20 protein-coding genes and 1 tRNA gene are annotated in these 22,279 nt (G+C 71.9%); 12 read left to right on the top strand and 9 right to left on the bottom strand.

Annotated elements, in window-relative coordinates:
* Positions 1-43 precede the first annotated feature (43 nt).
* From ACH4UK_RS27010 to ACH4UK_RS26995, 4 genes are all read right to left on the bottom strand, one after another.
* On the bottom strand, positions 44-1,195 hold the full coding sequence (locus ACH4UK_RS27010; RefSeq protein ID WP_398360636.1) for a cytochrome P450: 1,152 nt from the start codon (positions 1,193-1,195) through the stop codon (positions 44-46).
* Between the two features lie 228 nt (positions 1,196-1,423).
* Positions 1,424-2,401 carry a cellulose-binding protein gene (locus tag ACH4UK_RS27005; protein WP_398360390.1) on the bottom strand — a complete coding sequence of 326 codons (978 nt, stop codon included), beginning with the start codon at positions 2,399-2,401 and terminating at the stop codon, positions 1,424-1,426.
* Positions 2,402-2,648: 247 nt separating this feature from the next.
* A complete protein-coding gene (locus tag ACH4UK_RS27000) occupies positions 2,649-5,186 on the bottom strand; it encodes an SUKH-4 family immunity protein (protein WP_398360388.1) in 2,538 nt (845 codons plus the stop codon).
* Entirely contained in the window at positions 5,183-6,160 is a 978-nt protein-coding gene (locus ACH4UK_RS26995; protein WP_398360386.1) for an SMI1/KNR4 family protein, read from the bottom strand. Before ACH4UK_RS26995 ends, ACH4UK_RS27000 begins: the two co-directional genes overlap by 4 nt.
* 235 nt (positions 6,161-6,395) lie before the next feature.
* On the opposite strand from ACH4UK_RS26995, the gene ACH4UK_RS26990 reads away from it, so the two are divergent.
* Both ACH4UK_RS26990 and ACH4UK_RS26985 read left to right on the top strand, forming a co-directional pair.
* Entirely contained in the window at positions 6,396-6,920 is a 525-nt protein-coding gene (locus tag ACH4UK_RS26990; protein WP_398360384.1) for a YwqJ-related putative deaminase, read from the top strand.
* Between the two features lie 10 nt (positions 6,921-6,930).
* A complete protein-coding gene (locus ACH4UK_RS26985; protein ID WP_398360382.1) occupies positions 6,931-7,428 on the top strand; it encodes an SUKH-3 domain-containing protein in 498 nt (165 codons plus the stop codon).
* Between the two features lie 339 nt (positions 7,429-7,767).
* Here ACH4UK_RS26985 and ACH4UK_RS26980 read toward each other — a convergent pair whose 3' ends face one another.
* Positions 7,768-9,111 carry a sensor histidine kinase gene (locus tag ACH4UK_RS26980; RefSeq protein WP_398360380.1) on the bottom strand — a complete coding sequence of 448 codons (1,344 nt, stop codon included), beginning with the start codon at positions 9,109-9,111 and terminating at the stop codon, positions 7,768-7,770.
* Between the two features lie 152 nt (positions 9,112-9,263).
* Here ACH4UK_RS26980 and ACH4UK_RS26975 point away from each other — a divergent pair.
* The 6 genes from ACH4UK_RS26975 to ACH4UK_RS26950 all read left to right on the top strand — a co-directional run bounded on the left by ACH4UK_RS26975 (position 9,264) and on the right by ACH4UK_RS26950 (position 14,067).
* Positions 9,264-9,336 (top strand) — tRNA-Gln (locus tag ACH4UK_RS26975).
* Positions 9,337-9,445: 109 nt separating this feature from the next.
* Entirely contained in the window at positions 9,446-10,894 is a 1,449-nt protein-coding gene (gene glmU, locus ACH4UK_RS26970; RefSeq protein ID WP_398360378.1) for a bifunctional UDP-N-acetylglucosamine diphosphorylase/glucosamine-1-phosphate N-acetyltransferase GlmU, read from the top strand.
* A gap of 119 nt (positions 10,895-11,013) precedes the next feature.
* Positions 11,014-11,991 carry a ribose-phosphate diphosphokinase gene (locus ACH4UK_RS26965; RefSeq protein ID WP_015609053.1) on the top strand — a complete coding sequence of 326 codons (978 nt, stop codon included), beginning with the start codon at positions 11,014-11,016 and terminating at the stop codon, positions 11,989-11,991.
* A gap of 195 nt (positions 11,992-12,186) precedes the next feature.
* Positions 12,187-12,771, top strand: a complete 585-nt coding sequence (locus ACH4UK_RS26960) for a 50S ribosomal protein L25/general stress protein Ctc (protein ID WP_398360376.1) — start codon at positions 12,187-12,189, stop codon at positions 12,769-12,771.
* A 156-nt stretch (positions 12,772-12,927) separates the two neighbouring features.
* Positions 12,928-13,521 carry an aminoacyl-tRNA hydrolase gene (gene pth / locus ACH4UK_RS26955; protein WP_398360374.1) on the top strand — a complete coding sequence of 198 codons (594 nt, stop codon included), beginning with the start codon at positions 12,928-12,930 and terminating at the stop codon, positions 13,519-13,521.
* Between the two features lie 75 nt (positions 13,522-13,596).
* Positions 13,597-14,067 (top strand): hypothetical protein, encoded by a 471-nt coding sequence (locus ACH4UK_RS26950; RefSeq protein WP_398360372.1) that lies wholly within the window; start codon positions 13,597-13,599, stop codon positions 14,065-14,067.
* A gap of 55 nt (positions 14,068-14,122) precedes the next feature.
* Here ACH4UK_RS26950 and ppc read toward each other — a convergent pair whose 3' ends face one another.
* Complete coding sequence (ppc, locus tag ACH4UK_RS26945) at positions 14,123-16,852, bottom strand: phosphoenolpyruvate carboxylase (RefSeq protein WP_398360371.1); 2,730 nt, start codon at positions 16,850-16,852, stop codon at positions 14,123-14,125.
* 398 nt (positions 16,853-17,250) lie between these two features.
* Between ppc and ACH4UK_RS26940 the strand changes: the two genes are divergently transcribed.
* The 3 genes from ACH4UK_RS26940 (at position 17,251) to ACH4UK_RS26930 (ending at position 19,619) form a co-directional block, all read left to right on the top strand.
* Positions 17,251-18,237: an acyl-CoA desaturase gene (locus tag ACH4UK_RS26940; protein WP_398360369.1), complete on the top strand. Its 987-nt coding sequence runs from the start codon at positions 17,251-17,253 to the stop codon at positions 18,235-18,237.
* Entirely contained in the window at positions 18,234-18,914 is a 681-nt protein-coding gene (locus ACH4UK_RS26935; protein WP_398360367.1) for a TetR family transcriptional regulator, read from the top strand. The genes ACH4UK_RS26940 and ACH4UK_RS26935 overlap by 4 nt, the downstream gene beginning before the upstream one ends.
* Positions 18,915-19,016: 102 nt before the next feature.
* Positions 19,017-19,619: a Uma2 family endonuclease gene (locus tag ACH4UK_RS26930; RefSeq protein WP_398360634.1), complete on the top strand. Its 603-nt coding sequence runs from the start codon at positions 19,017-19,019 to the stop codon at positions 19,617-19,619.
* Between the two features lie 3 nt (positions 19,620-19,622).
* Here the strand turns inward: ACH4UK_RS26930 and ACH4UK_RS26925 are convergent, their stop codons facing one another.
* Positions 19,623-20,003, bottom strand: a complete 381-nt coding sequence (locus ACH4UK_RS26925) for a glyoxalase (RefSeq protein WP_398360633.1) — start codon at positions 20,001-20,003, stop codon at positions 19,623-19,625.
* Between the two features lie 71 nt (positions 20,004-20,074).
* Positions 20,075-20,887 carry a trans-aconitate 2-methyltransferase gene (locus tag ACH4UK_RS26920; RefSeq protein ID WP_398360366.1) on the bottom strand — a complete coding sequence of 271 codons (813 nt, stop codon included), beginning with the start codon at positions 20,885-20,887 and terminating at the stop codon, positions 20,075-20,077.
* A gap of 89 nt (positions 20,888-20,976) precedes the next feature.
* Between ACH4UK_RS26920 and ACH4UK_RS26915 the strand changes: the two genes are divergently transcribed.
* Positions 20,977-21,471, top strand: a complete 495-nt coding sequence (locus tag ACH4UK_RS26915) for a MarR family winged helix-turn-helix transcriptional regulator (protein ID WP_398360365.1) — start codon at positions 20,977-20,979, stop codon at positions 21,469-21,471.
* Here ACH4UK_RS26915 and ACH4UK_RS26910 read toward each other — a convergent pair.
* Positions 21,430-22,212 carry a LuxR C-terminal-related transcriptional regulator gene (locus tag ACH4UK_RS26910; protein ID WP_398360363.1) on the bottom strand — a complete coding sequence of 261 codons (783 nt, stop codon included), beginning with the start codon at positions 22,210-22,212 and terminating at the stop codon, positions 21,430-21,432. The genes ACH4UK_RS26915 and ACH4UK_RS26910 overlap by 42 nt on opposite strands.
* Between the last annotated feature and the right edge of the window lie 67 nt (positions 22,213-22,279).

Below are 22,279 nucleotides of genomic sequence, written 5' to 3'. Positions count from 1 at the left end.
GGCCGGAGTCCGCGGACCCGGCCGCTCACGATCCGGTGTCCGGTCAGCCGGACACCGGGGTGAACCGGACCGGCAGGCTCTGCGGCCCCCGGGTGAAGACACCGTGCTCGACCGGGTCGAAGCCGTCGGCCAGCCGCAGGTCCGGCATGGCGTCCAGCAACTGACCGACACCGATCTCGACTTCGGCCCTGGCCAGCAGGGCGCCGACGCAGAAGTGCCGGCCGAGCGCGAAGGCCAGATGATCGGCCGCCGCCGAGAAGGCGTTCGTGGCGGTCAGGTCCTCGCGGAAGATGTCGAAGACATCAGGATCCCGGTAGCGGCCCTCGTCACGGTTGGCAGCGCCTATCAGGCAGGTCACGGTGACACCCGCCGGTATGGTGCCGCCGCTCAGCGCCACCTCCGTCGCCGACTTGCGCATGATCATGTGCACCGGCGGGGTGTAGCGCAGCGTCTCGGCGAAGGCGCGGGGAATCAGGCTCCGGTCGGCGCGTACCGCCTCCAACTGCTCCGGGTGGCTCAGCAGGTTGGCGAAGATACCGGCGATGGCCTTGTCGGTGGTCTCTCCCCCGGCGGCCAGCAGCAGACTGCAGAACGCCTTGATGTCCTCGTCGCTCATCCGGACACCGTCGACCTCCGCGGTGCACAGCGTCGACAAGAGGTCGTCGCCGGGCGCTTCACGCCGCTCGCGGATGATCGGCAGCATGTACTCGGCGAACTCGACGCGCGTGCGTTCACCGGCCCGCTTCACCTCCGGATCGCCGGAGAGATTACCGAGAAAAGCGATGACATTCGTGTACCAGCCATGAAATCGCTCATAGTCGGACTTGTCCAGACCGAGCATGTCCGCAATGACGTTGACGGGAAACCGGGTGGCGTAGTCGGCGACCAGGTCGACGGAACCGGACCCCCGGAACGCGTCGATCAATTCGCGCGAATTGCGCTCGATGACGGGTAAGAACTTGTCGCGCAGATCGCTGCCCCGGAAAGCCGGCGCGACCAGAGCCCGACGCACGGCGTGCTCGCGCCCGCTGAGCTGGAGTATCGTCCGCCCGTGCACGGGTTCGATCTGCCAGTCGTAGTTCTCCGTGGTGAATTCGCCTTCTTTGTCCTTGAAGACGCGCTCGACGTCCTCATAACGCGAGACGATGTAACTCGCGGTGGCCTCATGCCACATGAGCGGCGTGTCATGACGCATCAGGCGATACGCGCGATAAGGGTCTCTCTCGAACTCGGGTGACAGAATGTCCGGCGCTTGGACCGACATGAGCACTCCCTCGGGCTGGGAACGGAAACGTGCCAACTGACCAGCTGACCAAGCTAATCAGCTCGCGCGAACAGGCATTCGTCAAGGGTTGCCACCCGTTGCGACCTGCCCCGCACCCGACCCCGGCCCGCCCACGCCACGAACGGCCCGCGGAGACGCTCAGCCCTCCACGCTCTGCGCGCCCGCCGCGCCCGCCGCGCCCGCCGGGTCCGCCGGGTCCGCCGGGTCCTCCGGGTCCGCCGGGTCCTCCGCCCCCGAAGCCACCCGCCCCGTCAGCGCGGCCAGCGAACTGCGCACATGCGCCATGTGCGCATGAGCCTCCTCGCGGCCCTCCTCGTGCTCCCGCAGGATCCGCTCCGTCTCCCGGACCACCCGCTCCTCGCGGACCCGGGCCTCCGCCAGCAGCTCCGCCGCCCGCGCCTCCGCGTCCTCCTGACCGTGCCGGGCCGCCTCCTGCGTGGCGGCGAGGTCCCGGCCCGCCTCTGCGAGCAGCGCCTCGGCCCGCTCGGCCAGCTCGGCCTGCCGGGCCTCCAACGCCGCTTCCCCGGCGGCCAGTTCGGCCTCGGTCGCCTTGAGCCGCTCCGCGTGCTCCTGCTCCTGGTGGGCCAGCACGCTCGCCGTGCGGCTGCGGGTCTCCGCCATCGCGGCAGCGGCGGCCGACCGCACCTCCTCGGCATCCTGCCGGGCCGCGGCGAGCGCACCCTCCGCCTCCCGGACCGCCTCGGCCACCCGCTCCCCGGCCGCCCGGACCGCCGCCCCGCGCACCGCTTCGGCCGCCTCGCGCGCCGCGTCCCCGGCCGCCCGGCCCACCGCATCTGCGGCGTCCCGCAGCGACTGGCCCGCCGCCACCGCCCCGGCGTCCAGCGCCGCCGCCTCGTCCTCGGCCAGGGCCAGGATCCGCTGCGCCCGCTCCCCCAGCTCCGCGTAGTCCTGCGCGGGCAGCGTCGCGACGGTCTCGGCGAGCCGGGCCGCCTCGGCGTGAAGCTCCTCCGCCCGGCCCGTCAGCCGCGCGAGCTCGGCGAGCGCGGCGTCCCGCTCGGCCGTCAGGGCGGCCGTGGCCCGGTCCACCTGCTCCGGGCGGTACCCGCGCCCCCGCACCCCGACGACGTCGTACGCGGACACCGGTCCAGCGCTCATCCCTGAATCCCCTTCTCGACCCGCCGACACGCTCTGCCACGCTCCGACATCCCGCAATACGTCAAGGATGCGGCAATTGGTGACGGAAGTCGGAATCGATCAGCGGTATTCAGGCCGGAAGCGACCGGCATCACAGACCCGGGCGAACCGGTATCACCGGCCCCGTCGCCCGGTACACGACGAGGCGCCCGGACCCTCCCGGGTCCGGGCGCCTCGTACGCGCTCGCCGCTCAGCCCTGCGTACGGCTCAGATCAGGCCGTCCCACATCTGCTCCAGCAGCACCGACCACCAGCTCTCCGGCGACGCCAGCGCCGCCGGGTCCAGGGCCACCAGCTGTGCCTGGAAGTCGACGGTCCAACGGCCCGCCTGCTCGGGGTCCAGCCCGAACCGCAGCCGCCACATCCGGCCCAGCAGCGCCATCGACCGCACGAACTCCGGCAGCCCGGTGTTGACGAACTGCGGCGCCACGGACTGCCCGCCGGGCCCCGCCTCCACCGGTACGGCCACGATGTTCGCGGTCCCGTACTGGACACAGATCGCCCGGCCGAAGTCCGTGCCCATCACCAGGTAGGACCCCGCGTCCGGCGCGGGCTGCACCTGGCGCTGCGCGGCCAGCTCGGCCAGGGTCGGCACCACGGGCTGCCCCGGCTGCGCCCAGAAGAACGGCCCGAAATCGGCGGGCAGCCCCGCCCAGACCAGGGTGCGCGCCACGACCTCGGGCACCCCCTGACGGGACACCGCCCGCTGGTCGAACCGCAGGATGCCCTGCGGACCGAACGCCTGCGCCAGCTCCTCGGCCACCGCCTCCGGCGGCAGCGCGGGCGCCGGCGGCACCTGCGGCAGCGGCGCCCGCAGCGGCGCGGGCCGCGCCGGGCCGTCCGCGACCTGGTGCAGCTCGCCCTGGTGCGTCAGCAGATGTTGCATGCCCTGCTGGCGGCCGGCGTGATCGGCGCCGTACGGAGCGACGCTGGTGATCCGCACCTGCGGCCAGGTCTCCCGGATCATCCGGGCGCAGTACCCGCCCGGCAGCTCACAGGACTCCAGCTCGGTGTGCAGCTCGATGACCTGCTGTGGCGGCACGTTCATCGCCCGCAGTTCGTGCAGCATCTGCCACTCGGGGTGCGGGGTGCCCGGCGCCGAGCGGCGGATCAGCTGCTGCTCGCTGCCGTCCGGAGCGCGGAACCGCAGCACGGCCTGGTATCCGGGGCCCACGGTCGGCTGACCGGTGGGCTGCTGCGGATAGCCGTACGCCGGGGGCGGCGGGGTGTGCGGACCGGGCGGCGGACCGGGCGGGCCCGGAGGGTGCGGCAGGGAACCGGGGGCCCCGCCCAGCGAAGCGCCGGGGGCTCCGGGCGGACCGGGCGGCCCGACCTGGCCCGGCCCCGCGAACATCGTCTCCGCGTGGTGCACCCCGCCACCCGGAGGCGGCGTGGCACCCGGCGGACCGGGCGGACCGGGAGGCTGCGGAGCACCCGGAACACCGGGCGGACCGGGCGGCTGCGGAGCGCCGGGGGCACCGGGCGGACCCGGCGGCCTGGGCGCACCCGGGCCGGAGAGACCCGCGCCGATGCTGCTCCCGTCGGCGAGCATCGTCATGGCGTGGTGCACCCCGCCACCCGGAGGCGGCGTGGCGCCCGGCGGCGGAGGCGGGCCGGGAGGCGGAGTCGAACCCGGCGGCGGAGGCGGCGGGCCGGGAGGCGGCGTGGCACCGGGCGGGCCGGGCGGACCGGGCGGACCGGGCGGACCGAGCTGGGAGACGAGCTGCGTCGGGAGGTAACCGCCCGCCGGGGCGCCGGGCGCACCCGGACCCGAAGGCGGCGGCGTCGCACCGGGGCGCACCCCGGGGACCCCCGGCGCACCGGGCGGCGGCGGGGTCGGCGAACCGCCCCCGCGCGTCCCGCGCGGCGGCACCACGGCCTTGCTGGTGGCCGCGTCGGCGATGTCACCGGCCCCGCCCGGGGGCCCCTGGTCCGGCCGGAGCGCCCGCGCCACCTGCGTACGCGGCAGCTGGCTGCCTCCGGACATCAGCGCGGTGGGCGCCTCCGCCGGGACGACCGGCGGCGGGGCCTCCTCGTCGTCCGTCCCCGACAGCGCCGGCGCGAACACGGTCGCGGGCAGCGGGACGGCCCCGTCGTCGGAGTCGGAGTTGGTGTCCGTACCCGCCCAGGGGGTCGCGCCGGCGGGCACGCCCTCGGACGCGGTGGGCTCGTAGGCCCCGCCGGCGGCGGGCCACGAAGCGGCGGAGGACGCGGGCGTCACGTCCGCGGCGGGCTCCGGGGGCGAAGCGGCGACAGGACCGGGGGCCCCATCCGCAGCCGAAGCCGACACCGGGGCCGGGGCCGGTGCCGACGGCTCGGCCGCCTCCCCCTCCGACTCCCGTCGCTCCGCACGGTGATCCGGGATGCCCAGCTTGTCCGCCGCCTCCTGGAGCCACTCCGGCGGCGTCAACAGGAACGACGTCTGATTCAGATCCACCCGCTGCGGCGGCTCCGGAGCGGCGGCCGGACCCCCGGCCGGAAGCCCGTACTCCTCCTCGTACCGCCGGATCACCTCGCCCACCGGCAGCCCCGGCCACAGCGTGGCCTCACCGCTGTCCCGGGCGATCACCAGCCGCTGACGGCCCCCGTCCGAGACGGGGCCCTCCGGCCGGTCCTCGGCCCACACCACGAAACCGAGGTCGAACTCACGGACCCGTACCTCACGGTGCTGGTACGCGGGCACGTCACCGTTGACCCACTCGTCCGCCCGCTCCTGCGCCTGCGCGAAAGTCACCACCGCGCTCACCCCTCCACCGGGACGGCGCGCGCGAAGCCGCCGTCCACCATCAGGTTCGCCACGGTCTCCAGCTCCGGCGGATTGCCCGCCAGCCGCTGGAGGAAGGCGTCGAAGTCCGCGCCGCAGGGCAGCAGCAGCCGCTCCGCACGCTCCTGGACACTCCAGCCGTCCTGGTCCCGGGCGTCGTCGTACGGGCAGAACCACATCGAACCGACGTCCTGACCGCGCACCTTCACCGCGAGAATCCCGCCCTGGACGAACGCGACGCCCAGGAAGTCCTTGGTGAAGTGGTCCCGCAGGCACTTGTTCACGTACACCAGGTCGTTCACCGCGGCCTCGTCACGCACCGTGAAGAACGGCTGGTCCACCAGCAGCCCCAACTCCGCGTCCAGCGCCGCACCCACCGGGGCCGAGCCGCCCGCCGCCTTCAGGAACGAGCGGTACGCGCCGGGCAGCCGGAAGCCGAGATCCTCCTCGACGCCCTGGACCTGCTGCTCGCTCACCGCGCCCGCGCCCTTCGGCAGCCGGAAGTGCACCGGACGGGTCTCCTGCAACGGGCGGGTGCCCCGCCGGTTCTGGTCCACCGGAGTCGACGCCAGACCACCGTGATGACGCAGCAGTGCCTTCACCTCGACCGGCACCAGCTCCATCCGCCGGCCGCCCGCCACGTGGTGCCAGGTCCAGCCGTGCGGGGTCGCCACCGCGGGAATCGTGTCCCACAGGTCGTGACCGCTCGCCGCCATCGCCGCGTTCGCCGACACGTAGTCGGTGAGGCGCAGCTCGTCGATGCCGAAGCCCGGAGGCGGATCGGCGATCTCGGCGGCGGCACGCGCGTACGGCGAAAGAACCGGGCGGCCGCTCTCGTCCATCCGCACACCTCTGGGGTGGCGGGACGCCCGGACCGGGTCCGGGAAGTTCACGACCTGCCCGGCATAGGCCGCGTTCGGTGGCGCGGCTTGCTGCCCGAGCCGACCTGTCGTCATGGCTGTTGCCCCCTGCTGCGTCCGGTGTTCCACACAGCCTAAGCGGTGGGGCAACAGGGGATCCCGTCCCGCCGGTTCCGTCACGAACGGTCACATTCACGTGACGGTGAGGCGACGGTCCAGCACATTCGGGCGACACGCAGGCACGTTTCCCCCACCCAGCTTCCCCACCACCCGGCACATTTGGCAGGCTGTCCCCGCAACTCGGGGGATTGCAGGGAGGGACGTCAGCACGATGCATTCCACACAAACCGTCACATCAGGGGATCCGCGACTCACCTGGAGCAGCACCGATACCAGCCGTACGCCCCGACTGACCCACCGCCGCGACGGGATCCTTCCCGCCGTGGCCGCCGCCCTGTCCGTGCGCGGCGAGACGCTCACCTGCACCGCGGGCAAAGGGGACCAGCCACCGGTACTGCACCCTCTCGTCCAGGACTTCCTCGACACCCTCACCAGCGGCCAGCGCGAACGGTTCACCGGCCGCTGCCCCGAAGCCATACTGCTCTCCCGCCAGCTCACCGCCGCCGAGACCGGGCGCTCCAAACGCGCGCAACGAAAACCCCTGACCAACGGCGAGGCCCGCCGCGCGCTCAAACACTCCCGGCTCACCGCCCGCCGCATCCGCGAGGACGGCGACCCCCTCCACGGCAGCTACGCACCGCCCTGCCGATCCTGTTCGGCACTCCTGTCGCACTTCGGCGTACGCCCCGTCGACCTGACCTCCACCGGCGCCGCGACCACCGCCGAGAAGGGCTGACCGCCCACCGATGCCCGACCGCCAGCAGCACACCTCCACCCGGTTCCCCGTCGCCGTCGACGCCGCCCTGCGCGAAGCGGGCTGGCAGCCCGGCCGCTGGGACATCCGCCAGGCGGAGGAATGGGCCGACGCGCTGCGCTCCCACGCCTCCCCGGCCGGCCACCAGCACGCCGTCTTCCCCGCCGCGGTCGAGGCCTGGGCGGAGTTCGGCGGCCTCCGCATCACCGCGTCCGCGCCCGGCCGCCACATCGCACCCACCGCGGTGCGCATCGACCCACTGAGCGGACTCCACCTGGCCCGGACGCTCGGGGACCTCGGCCGCGCCCTGGGGACGGAGGTCAGCCCGCTCGGGGCGGAGGGCGAGGAGCAGGCGGTCCTGGCGATCGACACGGAGGGCCGGGTGTACAGCATCGACCACACGGGCGACTGGTTCCTGGGCCAGGACATCGACGAGGCCCTGGCCACCCTGATCACCGGCACCCAGCCACCCCGCCTGACGTCCCCTTGACCCTCAGCCACTTCCGGCCCGCCCACTTCCAGCCCGTCCGGCGCTTGAGGACGAGCCCGTCCACACCCAGCCCGGCCACTTCCAGCCCGTCCGGCGTTTGAGGACGGAAGCGTCCGCACCCAGCCCGTCCGGCGTTTGAGGACGGAACCCTGGAGGTGGGGAGCGGCGACCCCTTGCGTGTCCGGGGAGTGATGGTGCCCGTTCGTCCCGAGCGACGGTTCCGTCCTCAAACGCCGGACGGGCTTGGGTGGGGCCCGCAAGGCCCCCCTCAAACGCCGGACGGGCTTGAATGGACGGCCCCCCCCTCACGCGCCGGACAGGCCTGGGTGGGCGGCCCCCTCAAACGCCGGACGGGCCTGGGTGGGCGGCCCCCGGCCCGGACGGGAGCACCGCCGAGACCCGGAAGCCCCCCGCATCCGTGGGCCCGGACACGAACACGCCCCCCAGCCCCAGCACCCGCTCCCGCATCCCCACCAGACCGTTCCCCCCGCTCGGCAGCCCCGCGTCCGCCGCCGCCGAGTCCGAAGGGCCGTTCTCCACCTGCATCGCGACCTCGGCCTCCCGATGCGCGAGCCGCACCCACGTCTTGGCGCCCGCCGCATGCTTGTGGACGTTCGTCAGCGCCTCCTGCACCACCCGGAACGCGGTCTGCTCGACCTCCGGCGGATACGGCCGCAGCTCACCGTCCACCGACAGCTCGACGGTCATCCCCGCCTGCCGCGACTGCGCCACCAGCGCCTCCAGCTCGTTCAGCCGGGGCCCGTCCTCCGACGTCAGGGCAGCGGCCACCGCGGCCACCTGCTTCACCGACGCCAGCGGAACCGCGCCCGCGGCGGCCGGCGCGGTCAGCGCGTCCCCGGAACGCAGCACCCCGAGCATCTCGCGCAGCTCCGTGAGCGCTTGCCGGCCCATGTCCCCGACCAGCGCCGCGTTGCGCACGGCCTTCGCCGGATCCTTCGGCGCGACGGCCTGGAGGGCGGCGGCATGCACCACCATCAGGCTCACCCGGTGGGCGACCACGTCATGCATCTCCCGGGCGATCCGGGTCCGCTCCTCCGTACGCGCCCACTCGGCCCGCTCCTCGGCCCGGTCCGCGAGCAGCGACAGCTCCCGCTCCAGCGAATCGGCCCGCTCCCGCAGGCTCTCCATCAGACGGCGCCTGGCCCCTATGTAGAGGCCGAACAGGACGGACGGGGCCGTGAGCCCCACCGCCATGAAGACGGACATCAGCGGGACGTACCAGTCCCCCGGCCCGAAGTCGGCCTGCTCGGCCACGGTCTGCCGCAGCCGTACGTAGGTGACGATGAACGTCCCCACCAGGGCCATCCCGGCCAGCACGACGGTGATCCGGCGCGGCACCTCGGACGCGGCCAGCGTGTAGAGGCCCACGAGGGCCATCAGGAAGCCCATCTCGGCCGGCGTCATCGCGATCGTCACGAGCACCACGGCGATCGGCCACCGCCGGCGCACCAGCAGCACCGAGCCCGCCAGCAGTCCGAACACCACGCCCACCGGCACCGGAATCCCGGTGTTCCGGGCGAACTCCACCCCCTCCAGGCCACACTCCAGCGCCGAAACCAGCGCCAGTCCCACGTCCAGGGCGACACTGCGTCGCCGCTCCCACCACCAGTAGCCGCGGGTGGTCGATCCCGCCGCTTCCCGGTCTGCCCCCGTTGCGGTCATGGCATCCAGCCTACGGGCGGACGCATCTCATTTTCCGGTGACCGGCAACAGCACGTTCCGAGCTCCGTCGTCGCGGAGAAGGCGCTTGGTACGGCATAGTGTTGGGTGCCGATCCGGCGAGCCGAGGCAATGTCCGGTTTAGTCGGAATTAATCCCCCATGGTGTAATCAGGCAGCACTGCGGTTTTTGGTACCGTCTGTTCAGGTTCAAATCCTGATGGGGGAGCTCCGGCACGCGGGCCCCGACCACACCGGTCGGGGCCCGCCCCCGTTTCGGGCGGAAACACCCCCGGTATCCTGCGGATGACCACCACCCGAAGCCGAAGGGCACATCCGTGAGCACAACCAGCCCGGCAGCCGTCGTCGTCCTCGCAGCGGGTGAGGGCACCCGCATGAAGTCGAAGACTCCCAAGGTCCTGCACGAGATCTCCGGGCGCTCGCTCGTCGGACATGTCGTCGCCGCCGCCCGTGAGCTGGACCCCCAGCACCTCGTCGTGGTCGTCGGACACGCCAGCGAGCAGGTCACCGCACATCTGAACGCCGGTGACGCCCCCGTGCGCACCGCCTTCCAGGCCGAGCAGAACGGGACCGGGCACGCCGTCCGCATGGGGCTGGAGGAGCTCGGCGGGGCCGTCGGCGGCACCGTGATCGTCGTCTGCGGCGACACCCCGCTGCTGTCCGGCGAGACGCTCGGCGCGCTCGCCGCCACCCATGCCGCCGACGCCAACGCGGTCACCGTCCTGACCGCCGAGGTCCCCGACTCCACCGGTTACGGGCGCATCGTGCGCGACACCGTCACCGGCGCGGTCACCGGGATCGTCGAGCACAAGGACGCCAGCGACGAGCAGCGGGCGATCCGGGAGATCAACTCCGGGGTGTTCGCGTTCGACGGGCGGCTGTTGGGCGACGCGCTGGGCAAGGTGCGCACCGACAACAGCCAGGGCGAGGAGTACCTCACCGACGTGCTCTCCATCCTGCGCGAGGCCGGGCACCGGGTCGGGGCGTCGGTGGCGGTCGACCACCGGGAGATCCTCGGCATCAACAACCGGCTCCAGCTGTCCGAGGCCCGCCGGCTGCTGAACGAGCGGCTGCTGGAGCGGGCGATGCTCGCGGGCGTGACCGTGGTGGACCCGGCGTCCACGCTGATCGACGCGACGGTGACGTACGAGCGCGACGCGATCGTGCACCCGGGGACCCAGCTGCTGGGCAGCACCCACCTCGCGGAGGACTGCGAAGTGGGGCCGAACTCGCGGCTCAGGGACACCGTGGTGCACGCGGGCGCCCGGGTGGACAACTCCGTGACGGACTCGGCCGAGGTCGGGTCGGGGGCCTCGGTGGGCCCCTACGCCTACCTGCGGCCGGGGACCCGACTGGGAGCGAAGGCCAAGGCCGGTACGTACGTCGAGATGAAGAGCGCGACGATCGGGGAGGGGACCAAGGTCCCGCACCTGAGCTATGTCGGCGACGCGACGATCGGCGATCACACCAACATCGGTGCGGCCAGCGTGTTCGTGAACTACGACGGGGTGGCCAAGCACCACACGACGATCGGTTCTCACTGCCGTACCGGTTCGGACAATATGTTTGTGGCACCGGTCACGATCGGGGACGGGGCCTACACCGCCGCCGGATCGGTCATCACGAAGGATGTGCCCGCCGGTTCGCTGGCCGTGGCGCGGGGCCAGCAGCGGAATATCGAGGGTTGGGTGGCCCGGAAGCGTCCGGGCAGCGCCGCCGCTCAGGCCGCTCAGGCGTCGCCGCAGGAGACCGACGGGCAAAGCTGACCGGAAACAGGTGCGCCGGTGACGGCGTACCGTGATAGATGCTCACCCATTTCGGCTGGCTCGTTGCACATCGGGACCTATGCGTGCAGCGCCAGATACACGTCTGAGGAGACTGTGCTGTGACCGGGATCAAGACGACCGGCGAGAAGAAACTGATGCTCTTCTCCGGCCGCGCCCACCCCGAGCTTGCCGAGGAGGTCGCCCATCAGCTGGGAGTCGGTCTCGTGCCGACGAAGGCGTTCGATTTCGCCAACGGTGAGATCTATGTGCGGTTCCAGGAGTCGGCACGTGGCGCGGACTGCTTCCTGATCCAGAGCCACACGGCTCCGATCAATAAGTGGATCATGGAGCAGCTGATCATGCTGGACGCGCTGAAGCGCGCTTCGGCCCGCTCCATCACCGTGATCGTGCCGTTCTACGGGTACGCCCGTCAGGACAAGAAGCACCGTGGCCGCGAGCCGATCTCGGCCCGCATGGTGGCGGACCTGATGGCGACGGCGGGTGCGGACCGGATCCTCACCGTCGATCTGCACACGGACCAGATCCAGGGCTTCTTCGACGGCCCGGTGGACCACCTGTTCGCGCTGCCGATCCTGGCGGACTACGTGGGTGCGAAGGTCGACCGTTCCAAGCTGACGATCGTGTCGCCGGACGCGGGCCGCGTGCGGGTCGCCGACCGTTGGTGCGACCGGCTGGACGCGCCGCTGGCGATCGTGCACAAGCGCCGCGACAAGGACGTGCCGAACCAGGTCTCCGTCCACGAGGTCGTGGGCAACGTCGAGGGCCGGGTCTGTGTGCTGGTCGACGACATGATCGACACCGGTGGCACGATCTGCGCCGCCGCGGACGCCCTGTTCGCGCACGGTGCGGAGGACGTCATCGTGACGGCGACGCACGGGGTGCTGTCGGGTCCGGCGGCGGACCGGCTGAAGAACTCGAAGGTGAGCGAGTTCGTCTTCACGGACACGCTGCCGACGCCGGGCGAGCTGGAGCTGGACAAGATCACCGTGCTGTCGATCGCGCCGACGATCGCGCGTGCGGTGCGTGAGGTGTTCGAGGACGGTTCGGTGACGAGCCTCTTCGAGGAGCAGGGCTGACAGCCCTCTGGTGATCCACTTTGGGGTGCGGCCTCCCCGCCGGGTAGACTCAGCGAGTTGCTCGGCGAGGGAGGCCGTACCTGTGTGTACGGCTGTCCGTTATCGACGCGCTCTTCGTAGCAGGCCTGTCGTGGGCCGGGTGACCGTTCGTGTTCCGTCTCCCGACGGCTCACCCACCTGACGAGGAGTGCAACCATGGCTGAGATCAAGCTCGCCACCGAGGTCCGTACCGAGTTCGGCAAGGGCGCCGCCCGCCGCGTGCGCCGCGCCAACCGCGTTCCCGCGGTCGTCTACGGCCACGGCGCCGAGCCGGTCCACGTCACGCTGCCGGGTCACGAGCTGCAGCTGGCGCTGCGTACGGCCAACGTGCTGATCGGTCTCGAGATCGACGGCAAGGACGCGCTGGTCATCCCGAAGGCCGTGCAGCGCAACCCCCTCAAGGGCGACATCGAGCACGTCGACCTGCTGACCGTGAAGCGCGGCGAGAAGGTCAACGTCGAGATCGCGGTGCACGCCGAGGGCGACCTGGCGCCGGGCGCCAACCTGCTCGAGTTCGTGCTGAACACGCTGCTCGTCGAGGCCGAGGCCACCCACATCCCCGAGTCCGTGACGGTCTCCGTCGCGGGCCTGGACGCCGGTGACTCGATCCTCGCCAAGGACATCACGCTGCCCAAGGGCTCCGTGCTGGCCGGCGACGACGACGCCGTCGTGATCCAGGTCGTGGCCGCGCAGGCCGAGGAGCCGTCCGCGGACGAGGCTGCCGAGACCGCCGAGGCCTGAGCCTCACCGCGCGCCGTTCCACCTGCTTGACCGACGGGGTGGTGGTTTCCTTTCGGGGGAGCCACCACCCCGTTCGGCTGTTCCGCAAGCCTGTAGGCCCGTAGGCCCGTAAGCCCGTACGCCCGTATGTGCCGTATATGAGGAGACCGAGCGCTGATGTCCGACGCCACCGACCCCTGGCTCATCGTGGGCCTGGGCAATCCGGGTCCCGACTACGCGGCGAACCGGCACAACGTCGGGTTCATGGTCGCCGATCTGCTGGCGACGCGGATCGGCGGGAAGTTCAAGCGGGCGCAGAAGGCGCAGGCGCAGGTCGTGGAGGGGCGGATCGGTCCGCCGGGTCCGGCGAGCCGCCGGGTGATCCTGGTGAAGCCGATGTCGTACATGAATCTGTCGGGCGGGCCGGTGACGGCGCTGCGGGACTTTTACAAGGTGCCGCTGGACCATGTCGTGGCGGTCCATGACGAGTTGGACGTCGACTACGGGATGCTGCGGCTGAAGTTGGGCGGCGGGGACAACGGGCACAACGGGCTGAAGTCGATGACGAAGTCGATGGGCCCGGACTATCACCGGGTGCGGTTCGGGATCGGGCGGCCGCCGGGGCGGATGCAGGTCGCGGATTTCGTGCTGAAGGACTTCTCGTCGACCGAGCGCAAGGAGCTGGCGTTCCTGGTGGACCGGTCGGCGGACGCGGTGGAGTGTCTGCTGGCGGAGGGGCTGGAGCGGGCGCAGAGCGCGTACAACTCCTGACATTCCTGGTGCTGATGGGGTGTTTTTCGGCCATAGGTTGACCGGGGGTACGGGTCTGGCCAAGGATCGGCCCCCATGAAGCGGAGTTCTTCCCACCGTGCGGCGGTCGCGGGCCGTCGTGCGGCCATGGGCCTGGTCGTCCTGGTGCTGCTGGTCGCGGGTGCGTGGTCGTCGTGGAGCACCGCGCACCACATCGTTCTGGCCAAGGGCCGTGACCACGGCACCGTGACGGTGACCGAGTGCGGCGAGGAGAGCTGCACCGGGTCCTACGAGCCGGACTCGGTGTCGCGGGAGCGCCCGCGGGTCTCCGTGGACCGGTCGGTCGCGGCACGGGAGGGTGATCGTTTCCCGGTGGTGGTGAAGCCCGGTACCGATGCGGTGGTCCGCACGGGGATGCCGGGCTTTCTGCATGCCTGGGTGCCGCTGGGCGGGGCGCTGGTGCTGGCCGCGTTCGTGATCGGCGGCGGGCTGCGGCTGACGCGGACGGCCTGGGGCGTCGGTACGGCAGGGGCGGTCCTGCTGGTGGCGACGTTCGTCGCGCTGTAGCAGGACCGCCCCTTTTCCCGGCGTCCGTACGGTCAGCCTTTCGGCGTGTGCACGGTCAGCCGGTGTTGCGCAGGCCTGCCGCGACGCCGTTGACGGTGAGCAGCAGGGCGCGGGCGAGCAGCGGGTCGGCCTCCTCGCCGCGGGTCGCCGCCTCGCGCTGGCGGGCCAGCAGCGAGACCTGGAGGTAGGAGATCGGGTCCAGGTAGGCGTCCCGGATGGCGAAGGTCTGCTGGAGCACCGGGCTGGTGCCGAGCAGTTCGGTGGAGCCGGTGACCTTGAGGACTTCCCTGACGGTCAGCGCGTGCTCGGCCTCGATGGCGTCGAAGACGTGCTTCAGCTCGTCGGGGACGAGCGTGTCGACGTAGTGCCGGGCGATGCGCAGGTCGGTCTTGGCGAGCGTCATCTCCACGTTGGAGAGGAAGTTCCGGAAGAAGTGCCAGTGCTCGTGCATCTCGTCGAGGACCGTGTCGAGACCGGCTTCGCGCAGGGCCTTGAGGCCGGAGCCGACGCCGAACCAGCCGGGCACGATCTGCCGTGACTGGGTCCAGCCGAAGACCCACGGGATGGCGCGCAGGCCGTCGAGCGAGACGCCCGAGCCGGGGCGGCGGGAGGGCCGCGAGCCCAGGTGCAGATCGGCGAGCTGGTCCACCGGGGTGGAGGCCAGGAAGTACGCCGGCAGGTCGGGGTCCTCGACGAGCTTGCGGTACGCGTCGTGGGCGGCGTCGGAGACGGTGTCCATGGCCGCGTCCCAGCGGGCGAGGGCCTCGTCGGACTGGCGGGGGGCGGTGTGCAGGGCGGAGGCCTGGAGGGTGGCCGCGACGGTCAGCTCCAGGTTCTCGCGGGCGAGGGCGGGGATGAGGTACTTGTCGGAGATGACCTCGCCCTGCTCGGTCACCTTGATCTCGCCCTCGAGGGTGCCCCAGGGCTGGGCGAGGATCGCGTCGTGGGAGGGGCCGCCGCCACGGCCGACGGTGCCGCCGCGGCCGTGGAAGAGGCGCAGGCGTACGCCGTAGCGGTGGGCGACGTCGCGGAGGCGTCGCTGGGCGCGGTGGATCTCCCACTGGGAGGTGGTGATGCCGCCGAACTTGGAGGAGTCGCTGTAGCCGAGCATGACCTCCTGGACGTCGCCGCGCAGGGAGACGAGGCGTCGGTAGGAGGGGTCGGCGAGCATCTCGTCGAGGATGACATCGGCGGCCTTGAGCTCGTCGGTGGTCTCCAGGAGGGGGACGATGCCGATCTTGGCCCAGCCGGCGTGCAGGTCGACGAGTCCGGCCTCGCGGGCGAGGACGGCGGCGGCGAAGACGTCGTCGGCGCCCTGGCACATCGAGATGATGTAGGACTCGATGACTTCGGGGCCGAAGCGCTCGAAGGCCTGCTTGATGGTGTGGAAGACGCCGAGGGTCTTCTCCCCGGCCGCGTCGAGCGGGGCGGGGGTGGGGGCCAGCGGCCGGCGGGAGCGCAGCTCCTTGGCGAGGAGCTTCTGCCGGTAGTCGCGGGGCATGTCGGCGTAGCGCCAGGATTCCTCGCCGAGCCGGTCGAAGAGCTGACCGAGGGCGTGGTGGTGGGCGTCGGCGTGTTCGCGTACGTCCATGGTGGCGAGCTGGAGGCCGAACGCGGCGAGCGTACGGATGGTGCGGTCCATCCGGCCGTCGGCGAAGAGGCCGCCCTTGTGCGCGCGCAGGGAGGTCTGGATGAGCTCCAGGTCGGCGAGGAGCTCGGCGGTGCCGAGGTAGTCGCAGCCGGGGCGGTGGGGGGTGCCCTCGGCGAGGCGCTCGCGGGTGTTGACGAGCTTCTGCCGGATGCAGGTGGCCTTGAGGCGGTAGGGCTCCTCGGCGTTCAGCCGCTTGTAGCGGGGGCTGATGCCGGGGAGGCGCTCCAGGTCGGCCTGGAGGGAGGCGAGGAGTTCCTCGGTGGCTCCGGCGTAGCGGATGGAGTTGGAGAGCAGGCCGCGGAGGTGGTCGACCATCTCCAGGGCGTCGGTGATGCCGTGCTCGTGCTGGAGGATCAGGACGTCCCAGGTGACGGCGGGCGTCACGTTGGGGTTGCCGTCGCGGTCGCCGCCGATCCAGGTGCCGAAGGTGAGGGGGCGGGTGCCGGCGGGCAGTTCGACGCCGACGCGCTCCAGTTCGGCGGCGAGGTCCTCGAGGACGTCGCCGACGGCGTTGGCGTGGAGCTCGTCGAGGTAGTAGATGGCGTTGCGGGCCTCGTCGGCGGGCTCCGGGCGGACGACGCGGAGCTCGTCGGTCTGCCAGATGAGGTCGATGTTCTCGGCGAGCCGGAGGTCCAGGCGGCGGCGGTCGGCCTCGATGGCCGGGGTCTCCAGGAGGGCCGCGATGCGGCGCAGCTTGTTGAGGACCGATCGGCGGGCGGCCTCGGTGGGGTGTGCGGTGAAGACGGGCCGGACGTTGAGGTTCTTGACCGTCTCGCGCAGGTGCTCGGGGTCGGCGTCCTTGAGCCGGTCGGCGGTGCGGGCCAGGAGGCCGCCCTCGGCCGAGCGGCGGTCGCGCATCTCGTGGGCGCGGTGGACCTGCTCGGTGACGTTGGCGAGGTGGAAGTAGGTGGAGAAGGCGCGCACGAGCTGTGCCGCGGTCTCCAGGTCCGTGTCGCCGAGCAGCTCGGCGGCGGCTTCGCCGTCGGTGCGGGTCAGGGCGCGGACCCGCTCGACGAGGTCGAGGAGTCCCTGGCCCTCCTGGCGTACGAGGGTCTCGCCGAGGAGGTCGCCGAGGCGGCGGATGTCGGCGCGCAGCGCGGGGCTGGCGGCAGGGGTCTGGTCGGCACTGCTCACAGTGTGCGGCTCCTTGCAGTGAATGAGGAGGTGCGTTCGCTTCGCCGTCCCCACATGGGTGGTGGTGGGGGCGGGTGGCGGGGTCCGGGGCCCTGCGGCTGGCAGCGGTGCTGTCGCCACGCCCCGACGAGCGGGTGCGGACCGCGCTGTCCGACGCTCCCAGGATAGGTGTCGTCGCAGGCGGCGTGTCCGTTGCCCCGGCGGGGTGTCGGTCGCCGCCCGGCGCACCCGGGCCCTTACTCCTCTACCCCGTGGGCGGGTGGGCTACCGCGTGCGACGGGTTGGGGCGGCCTCTCGTGTTGTGGGGCCGGTCACTGCCATACTTACCAGGCCGTAGGTTACGGAACCGTAGCTACGGCCGTCCGAGTCCTCTCCCTCACCCTCCGAGGTATCCCCCCATGCCGAGCACCCCCCGTGTGATCGACGAGACCGAGCCACCGGAGGCCGCCGCGGCCTCGCTGCCCTCCGCCACGCTGGGCGGCGACAGCAAGCGGTCGATCGAGCAGTTCGCGCTGCTGGCGTTCATCGTGGTGCCGTTCGCGGCCCTGGTCGCGGCGGTGCCGCTGGCCTGGGGCCGGGGAGTGAGCTGGCTCGACGTGGGGCTGATGGTGGCGATGTACTTCATCGGCTGCCACGGGATCACGATCGGCTTCCACCGCTACTTCACCCACGGATCGTTCAAGGCGAAGCGGCCGCTGCGGATCGCGCTGGCGGTGGCGGGTTCGCTGGCGGTGGAGGGGCCCCTGGTGCGGTGGGTGGCCGATCACCGCAAGCACCACCGGTTCTCGGACGCGGAGGGCGACCCGCATTCGCCGTGGCGGTTCGGGGAGAGCCTGCCGGCCCTGATGAAGGGGCTGTGGTGGGCGCACATCGCGTGGATGTTCGACGAGGAGCAGACCCCGCAGCAGAAGTACGCCCCCGATCTGATCAAGGACCCGGCGATCCGGGGCATCTCGCGCCACTTCCTCTCCTTCACCATCGTCTCGCTGGCGATTCCGCCGCTGGTCGGCGGTCTGGTGACGATGTCGTGGTGGGGTGCGGCGACGGCGTTCTTCTGGGGTTCGCTGGTGCGGGTGGCGCTGCTGCACCACGTGACGTGGTCGATCAACTCGATCTGCCACGCGGTGGGCAGGCGTCCGTTCAAGTCGCGTGACCGGTCGGGCAATGTGTGGTGGCTGGCGGTGCTGTCGTGCGGCGAGTCGTGGCACAACCTGCACCACGCGGACCCGACGAGCGCCCGGCACGGTGTGATGAAGGGGCAGATCGACTCCAGCGCCCGGCTGATCCGCTGGTTCGAGAAGCTGGGCTGGGCCACGGACGTGCGGTGGCCCGATGCCGAGCGTATCGACGCCCGGCGCACGTCCGTACCGGCCGACGCGGCATGATTGACGACGTGGCGACCGACGGCAGCAGCGAGAAGAGCAGGCCTTCCCCCTCCCGGCGGACCCGGCGGGTCCGGATGACCGGCAAGGAGCGCCGCGAACAGCTGCTGGACATCGGGCGCGCCCTGTTCGCCGACAAGGGCTTCGAGGGCACCTCGGTGGAGGAGATCGCGGCGCGCGCCGGGGTGTCCAAGCCGGTGGTGTACGAGCACTTCGGCGGCAAGGAGGGCCTGTACGCCGTGGTGGTCGACCGCGAGATGCGTCAGTTGCTGGACATGGTGACGGGGGCGCTCACGGCGGGGCACCCGCGCGAGCTGCTGGAGCAGGCGGCGTTCGCGCTGCTGGACTACATCGAGTCGTACACGGACGGTTTCCGGATTCTGGTGCGGGATTCGCCGGTGGCGCAGTCGACGGGCACGTTCGCGTCGCTGATCAGTGACATCGCCACGCAGGTGGAGGACATCCTGGGCCTGGAGTTCAAGGCCCGGGGCTTCGACCCGAAGCTGGCCCCGCTGTACGCGCAGGCGCTGGTGGGGATGGTGGCGCTGACGGGCCAGTGGTGGCTGGACGTGCGCAAGCCGAAGAAGGCCGAGGTGGCCGCCCATCTGGTGAATCTGTGCTGGCACGGGCTGGAGAACCTGGAGGCGAAGCCCCGGCTGATAGGGCACCGGAAGAACTGACCGCGTAACCCTTCCGCACGTCGTCACCCCTTGTGATGACGCGTGCGGATTTCCCGCCGTAGGGTGGCCGGAAGGGCAGAGGATTCGTCCATGGGAGGAACCATGACCGCCGAGCCGACCGCCGCGCACAGCTCCCGCTGGCCGGTGCCCCCGCAGGACGGATACACCGTGGACGATCTGTTCACGCTGCCCGATCTCCCGCCGCACACAGAGCTGATCGACGGGAGCCTGGTTTTCGTGAGTCCGCAGCGAGACTTTCACAGCACGATGATTGATCTGCTGATGACAGGACTGCGCTGTACGGCGCCCCCGGAGGTGAAGGTGCGCCGGGAGATGACCGTGGTGCTGGATCGGCGGAACGCTCCGGAGCCGGACGTCTCCGTCGTACGGACCGAGGCGGTCACCGGGCTCGACGTGACGCGGTACCAGGCCGCCGACGTCCTCCTCGCCGTAGAAGTCGTCTCCCCCGACTCCGAGGCCCGCGACCGTGAGGCCAAGCCGCACAAGTACGCGACGGCGGGGATCCCGCACTTCTGGCTCGTCGAGATGACCGGCACCGACCAGCACCCCGTCGTCCGGGTCTACGAGCTGGACCCGGTGACCAAGGCGTACGCGCTGACCGGGATCCACCACGACCGGCTGAAGACGGGTGTGCCGTTCCCGGTGGACATCGACGTCTCGGCGGAAGCGCTCAAGGAGCTCTGAGTCTCACAGGGCGTCCGGCTCCAGGAACTCCAGCCGGTTGCCGACCGGGTCGTGGGCGTAGAAGCGGCGGTGGCCGGGAAGGGCCCCGTCCCACGCGACGTCGACGCCGTGGGCCTCCAGGCGCGCCGCGTACTCCACGATCCCCGTCACGCGCAGCCCCGGGTGGGCCTTCTTCGCGGGGCGGAAGTCGCTCTCGACGCCCAGGTGGAGCTGGACCGGGCCGGAGGCGAACCAGCAGCCGCCCCGGGCGGCGAGCACCGGGGGTTTCGGGATCTCGGACATGCCCAGGGCGTCGGTGTAGAAGGCGCGCAGGGCGTTCTCGGAGCCGGGCGGGGCGGCGAGCTGTACGTGGTCGACGGCGGCGAGGCCCACGGGAAGGGACACGACCTCTCCCGGCGCGGCTTCTCCCGGCACGACCTCTCCCGGCCCGACGTCCCCCGGCGCGGCTTCTCCCGTCATGGCTTCTCCCTGCGGGCGACGGCGAAGATGCGGCGGAACGGGAAGACGGTGCCGTGCGGGCCCGGCGGGTAGGCCTCGCGGAGCAGGTCACGGTAGGCGGCGAGGAACGCGTCGCGGGCCTCGGGCTCGTCGGCCAGGACGGTGAGGACGGGGCGCAGGGCGGTGCCCTTGACCCAGTCGAGGACCGGATCCTCGCCGTGCAGGGTCTGGAGGTAGGTGGTCTCCCAGACATCCGCCGCGCAGCCCAGGTCGCGCAGGCGGGTGAGGTAGTCGGCGGGTTCCAGGACGGAGGCGGTGCGGTCGCCGATGCCGTGGAGCAGCGGGCTCCAGCGGTCGGATCGGCGAAGGCCGGCCAGGAGGGTGTGGCTGGGGGCGGTGAAGTTGCCGGGGACCTGGAAGGCGAGGGTGCCGCCGGGGGCGAGGGCGTCGATCCAGCGGGGGAAGTGTTCGGCGTGGCCGGGGATCCACTGGAGCGCGGAGGTGGAGACGATCAGGCCGTACGTCTCGGTGGGCTCCCAGGTCGCGGCGTCGGCCTCGGCGAAGTCGAGCAGGGGCGGCCGGGCGTGGGCGGCGGCTTCGGCGAGCATCTCGCGTGAGGTGTCGTAGCCGGTGATCCGGGCGTTCGGCCAGCGGTCCGCGAGGAGGGCGGTGACGTTGCCCGCGCCGCAGCCGAGGTCGGCGATGCGGGGTGCGGGGTGGCCGGGGAGGTCACCGATATGGGCCAGGAGGTCGTGGAAGGGGCGGGTCCGGTGGTCCGCGTGACGCAGGTACTGCTGCGGATCCCAGGAGGGCCGATCAGGTGCGGTCATGTCGACCAGGATCACTCGCAGAATCTCTTGATGTCAAGACACTTGAATTCAAGAGACTTCATGTCGAGGGACCCTCTACACTGATCGACATGGAGGACGAGGTCGACCGACTGGTCGCTGCATGGCGCCGAGAGCGCCCCGACCTCGACGTGGAACCACTCGAGGTGCTCAGTCGCGTCTCCCGCCTGGCCCGCCACCTCGACCGGGCCCGCCGCATAGCCTTCTCCGAGCACAACCTGGAGCCCTGGGAGTTCGACGTGCTGACGTCGCTGCGCCGGGCCGGCGCCCCCTACCAGCTCTCCCCCGGGCAACTGCTCACCCAGACACTGGTCACCTCGGGCACCATGACCAACCGCATCGACCGCCTCACCAAGAAGAACCTCGTCGAGCGGCTGCCCGACCCGAGCGACCGGCGCGGCGTCCTCGTCCGGCTCACGGCCGAGGGGCGCGACAAGGCCGACCAGTCGCTGGCCGGCCTGCTCGACCAGGAGCGGGCCATCCTCGGCGAGCTCTCCCGTCACCAGCGGGGCGAACTGGCCGGACTACTGCGCCAGTTGACCGCCCCGTTCGACAACATCCCCTAGCGGGGCCGCTGCCGGCTCGGCGGGGCCGACCCCCGCCCGGCGGGCCAGCGCCACCGCGGCCAGCGTCGAGTGCACCCCGAGCTTGCCCAGCACGTTCTGCATATGGGTGCGGACCGTGTGCGGGGACAGGAACAGCCGCTCGGCGACCGCCTTGCGGCCGAGTCCCGCCACCATGCAGCGCAGCACCTCACGCTCCCGGGGCGTCAGCGACTCCACCAGCCGCTCGCTCTCGGTGCGGTGCTTGCGGGCTGCGGTCAGCTCCCGCAGGACGCCGGTGAGCAGGGCGGGCGGCAGATGCGTCTCGTCGCGCAGCACGCCCCGTATCACCGCCAGCAGCCGCTGCAGCGAGCAGTCCTTGGCCACCCAGCCCGACGCCCCCGCCTGGAGCGCCCGCGCGGCGGCCCTCGGGTCGTCCTTCTCAGCAAGCACGACCGACCGCACCGAGGGCCGGCCCGAACGGACCCCGGCGACCAGCGAGATGCCGTCGACGACGCCCGCCCCCTCCTGCCGGGGCGCGGGGACGGTGGGCACGCCGCCGGTCGCCAGGACGCCCAGCTCGGCGTCGACCAGCATCACGTCGTAGCCGCGCCCCTCGGTCGCCGCCCGCTCCAGAGCGCGCAGCGCGGCCGGGCCGCTGCCCGCCGCCGACACATCCACGTCCGGTTCGGCCTCGAGGGCCGCCGCGAGCGACTCGGCAAAGATGCGGTGGTCGTCGACCACCAGAACCCGGATACGCGCCACAGAACCCCCCTCGGTGGGGGCGGACAGCTGCGGGTACGGCGTCCGGGGCTTCCCGGCGGCCCGCCAC

The organism is Streptomyces sp. NPDC020884, assembly GCF_044333935.1.
Classification (GTDB): domain Bacteria; phylum Actinomycetota; class Actinomycetes; order Streptomycetales; family Streptomycetaceae; genus Streptomyces.
The sequence above is the reverse complement of the archived record's forward strand: the minus strand, read 5'-3'. Positions and strand labels throughout refer to the sequence as shown.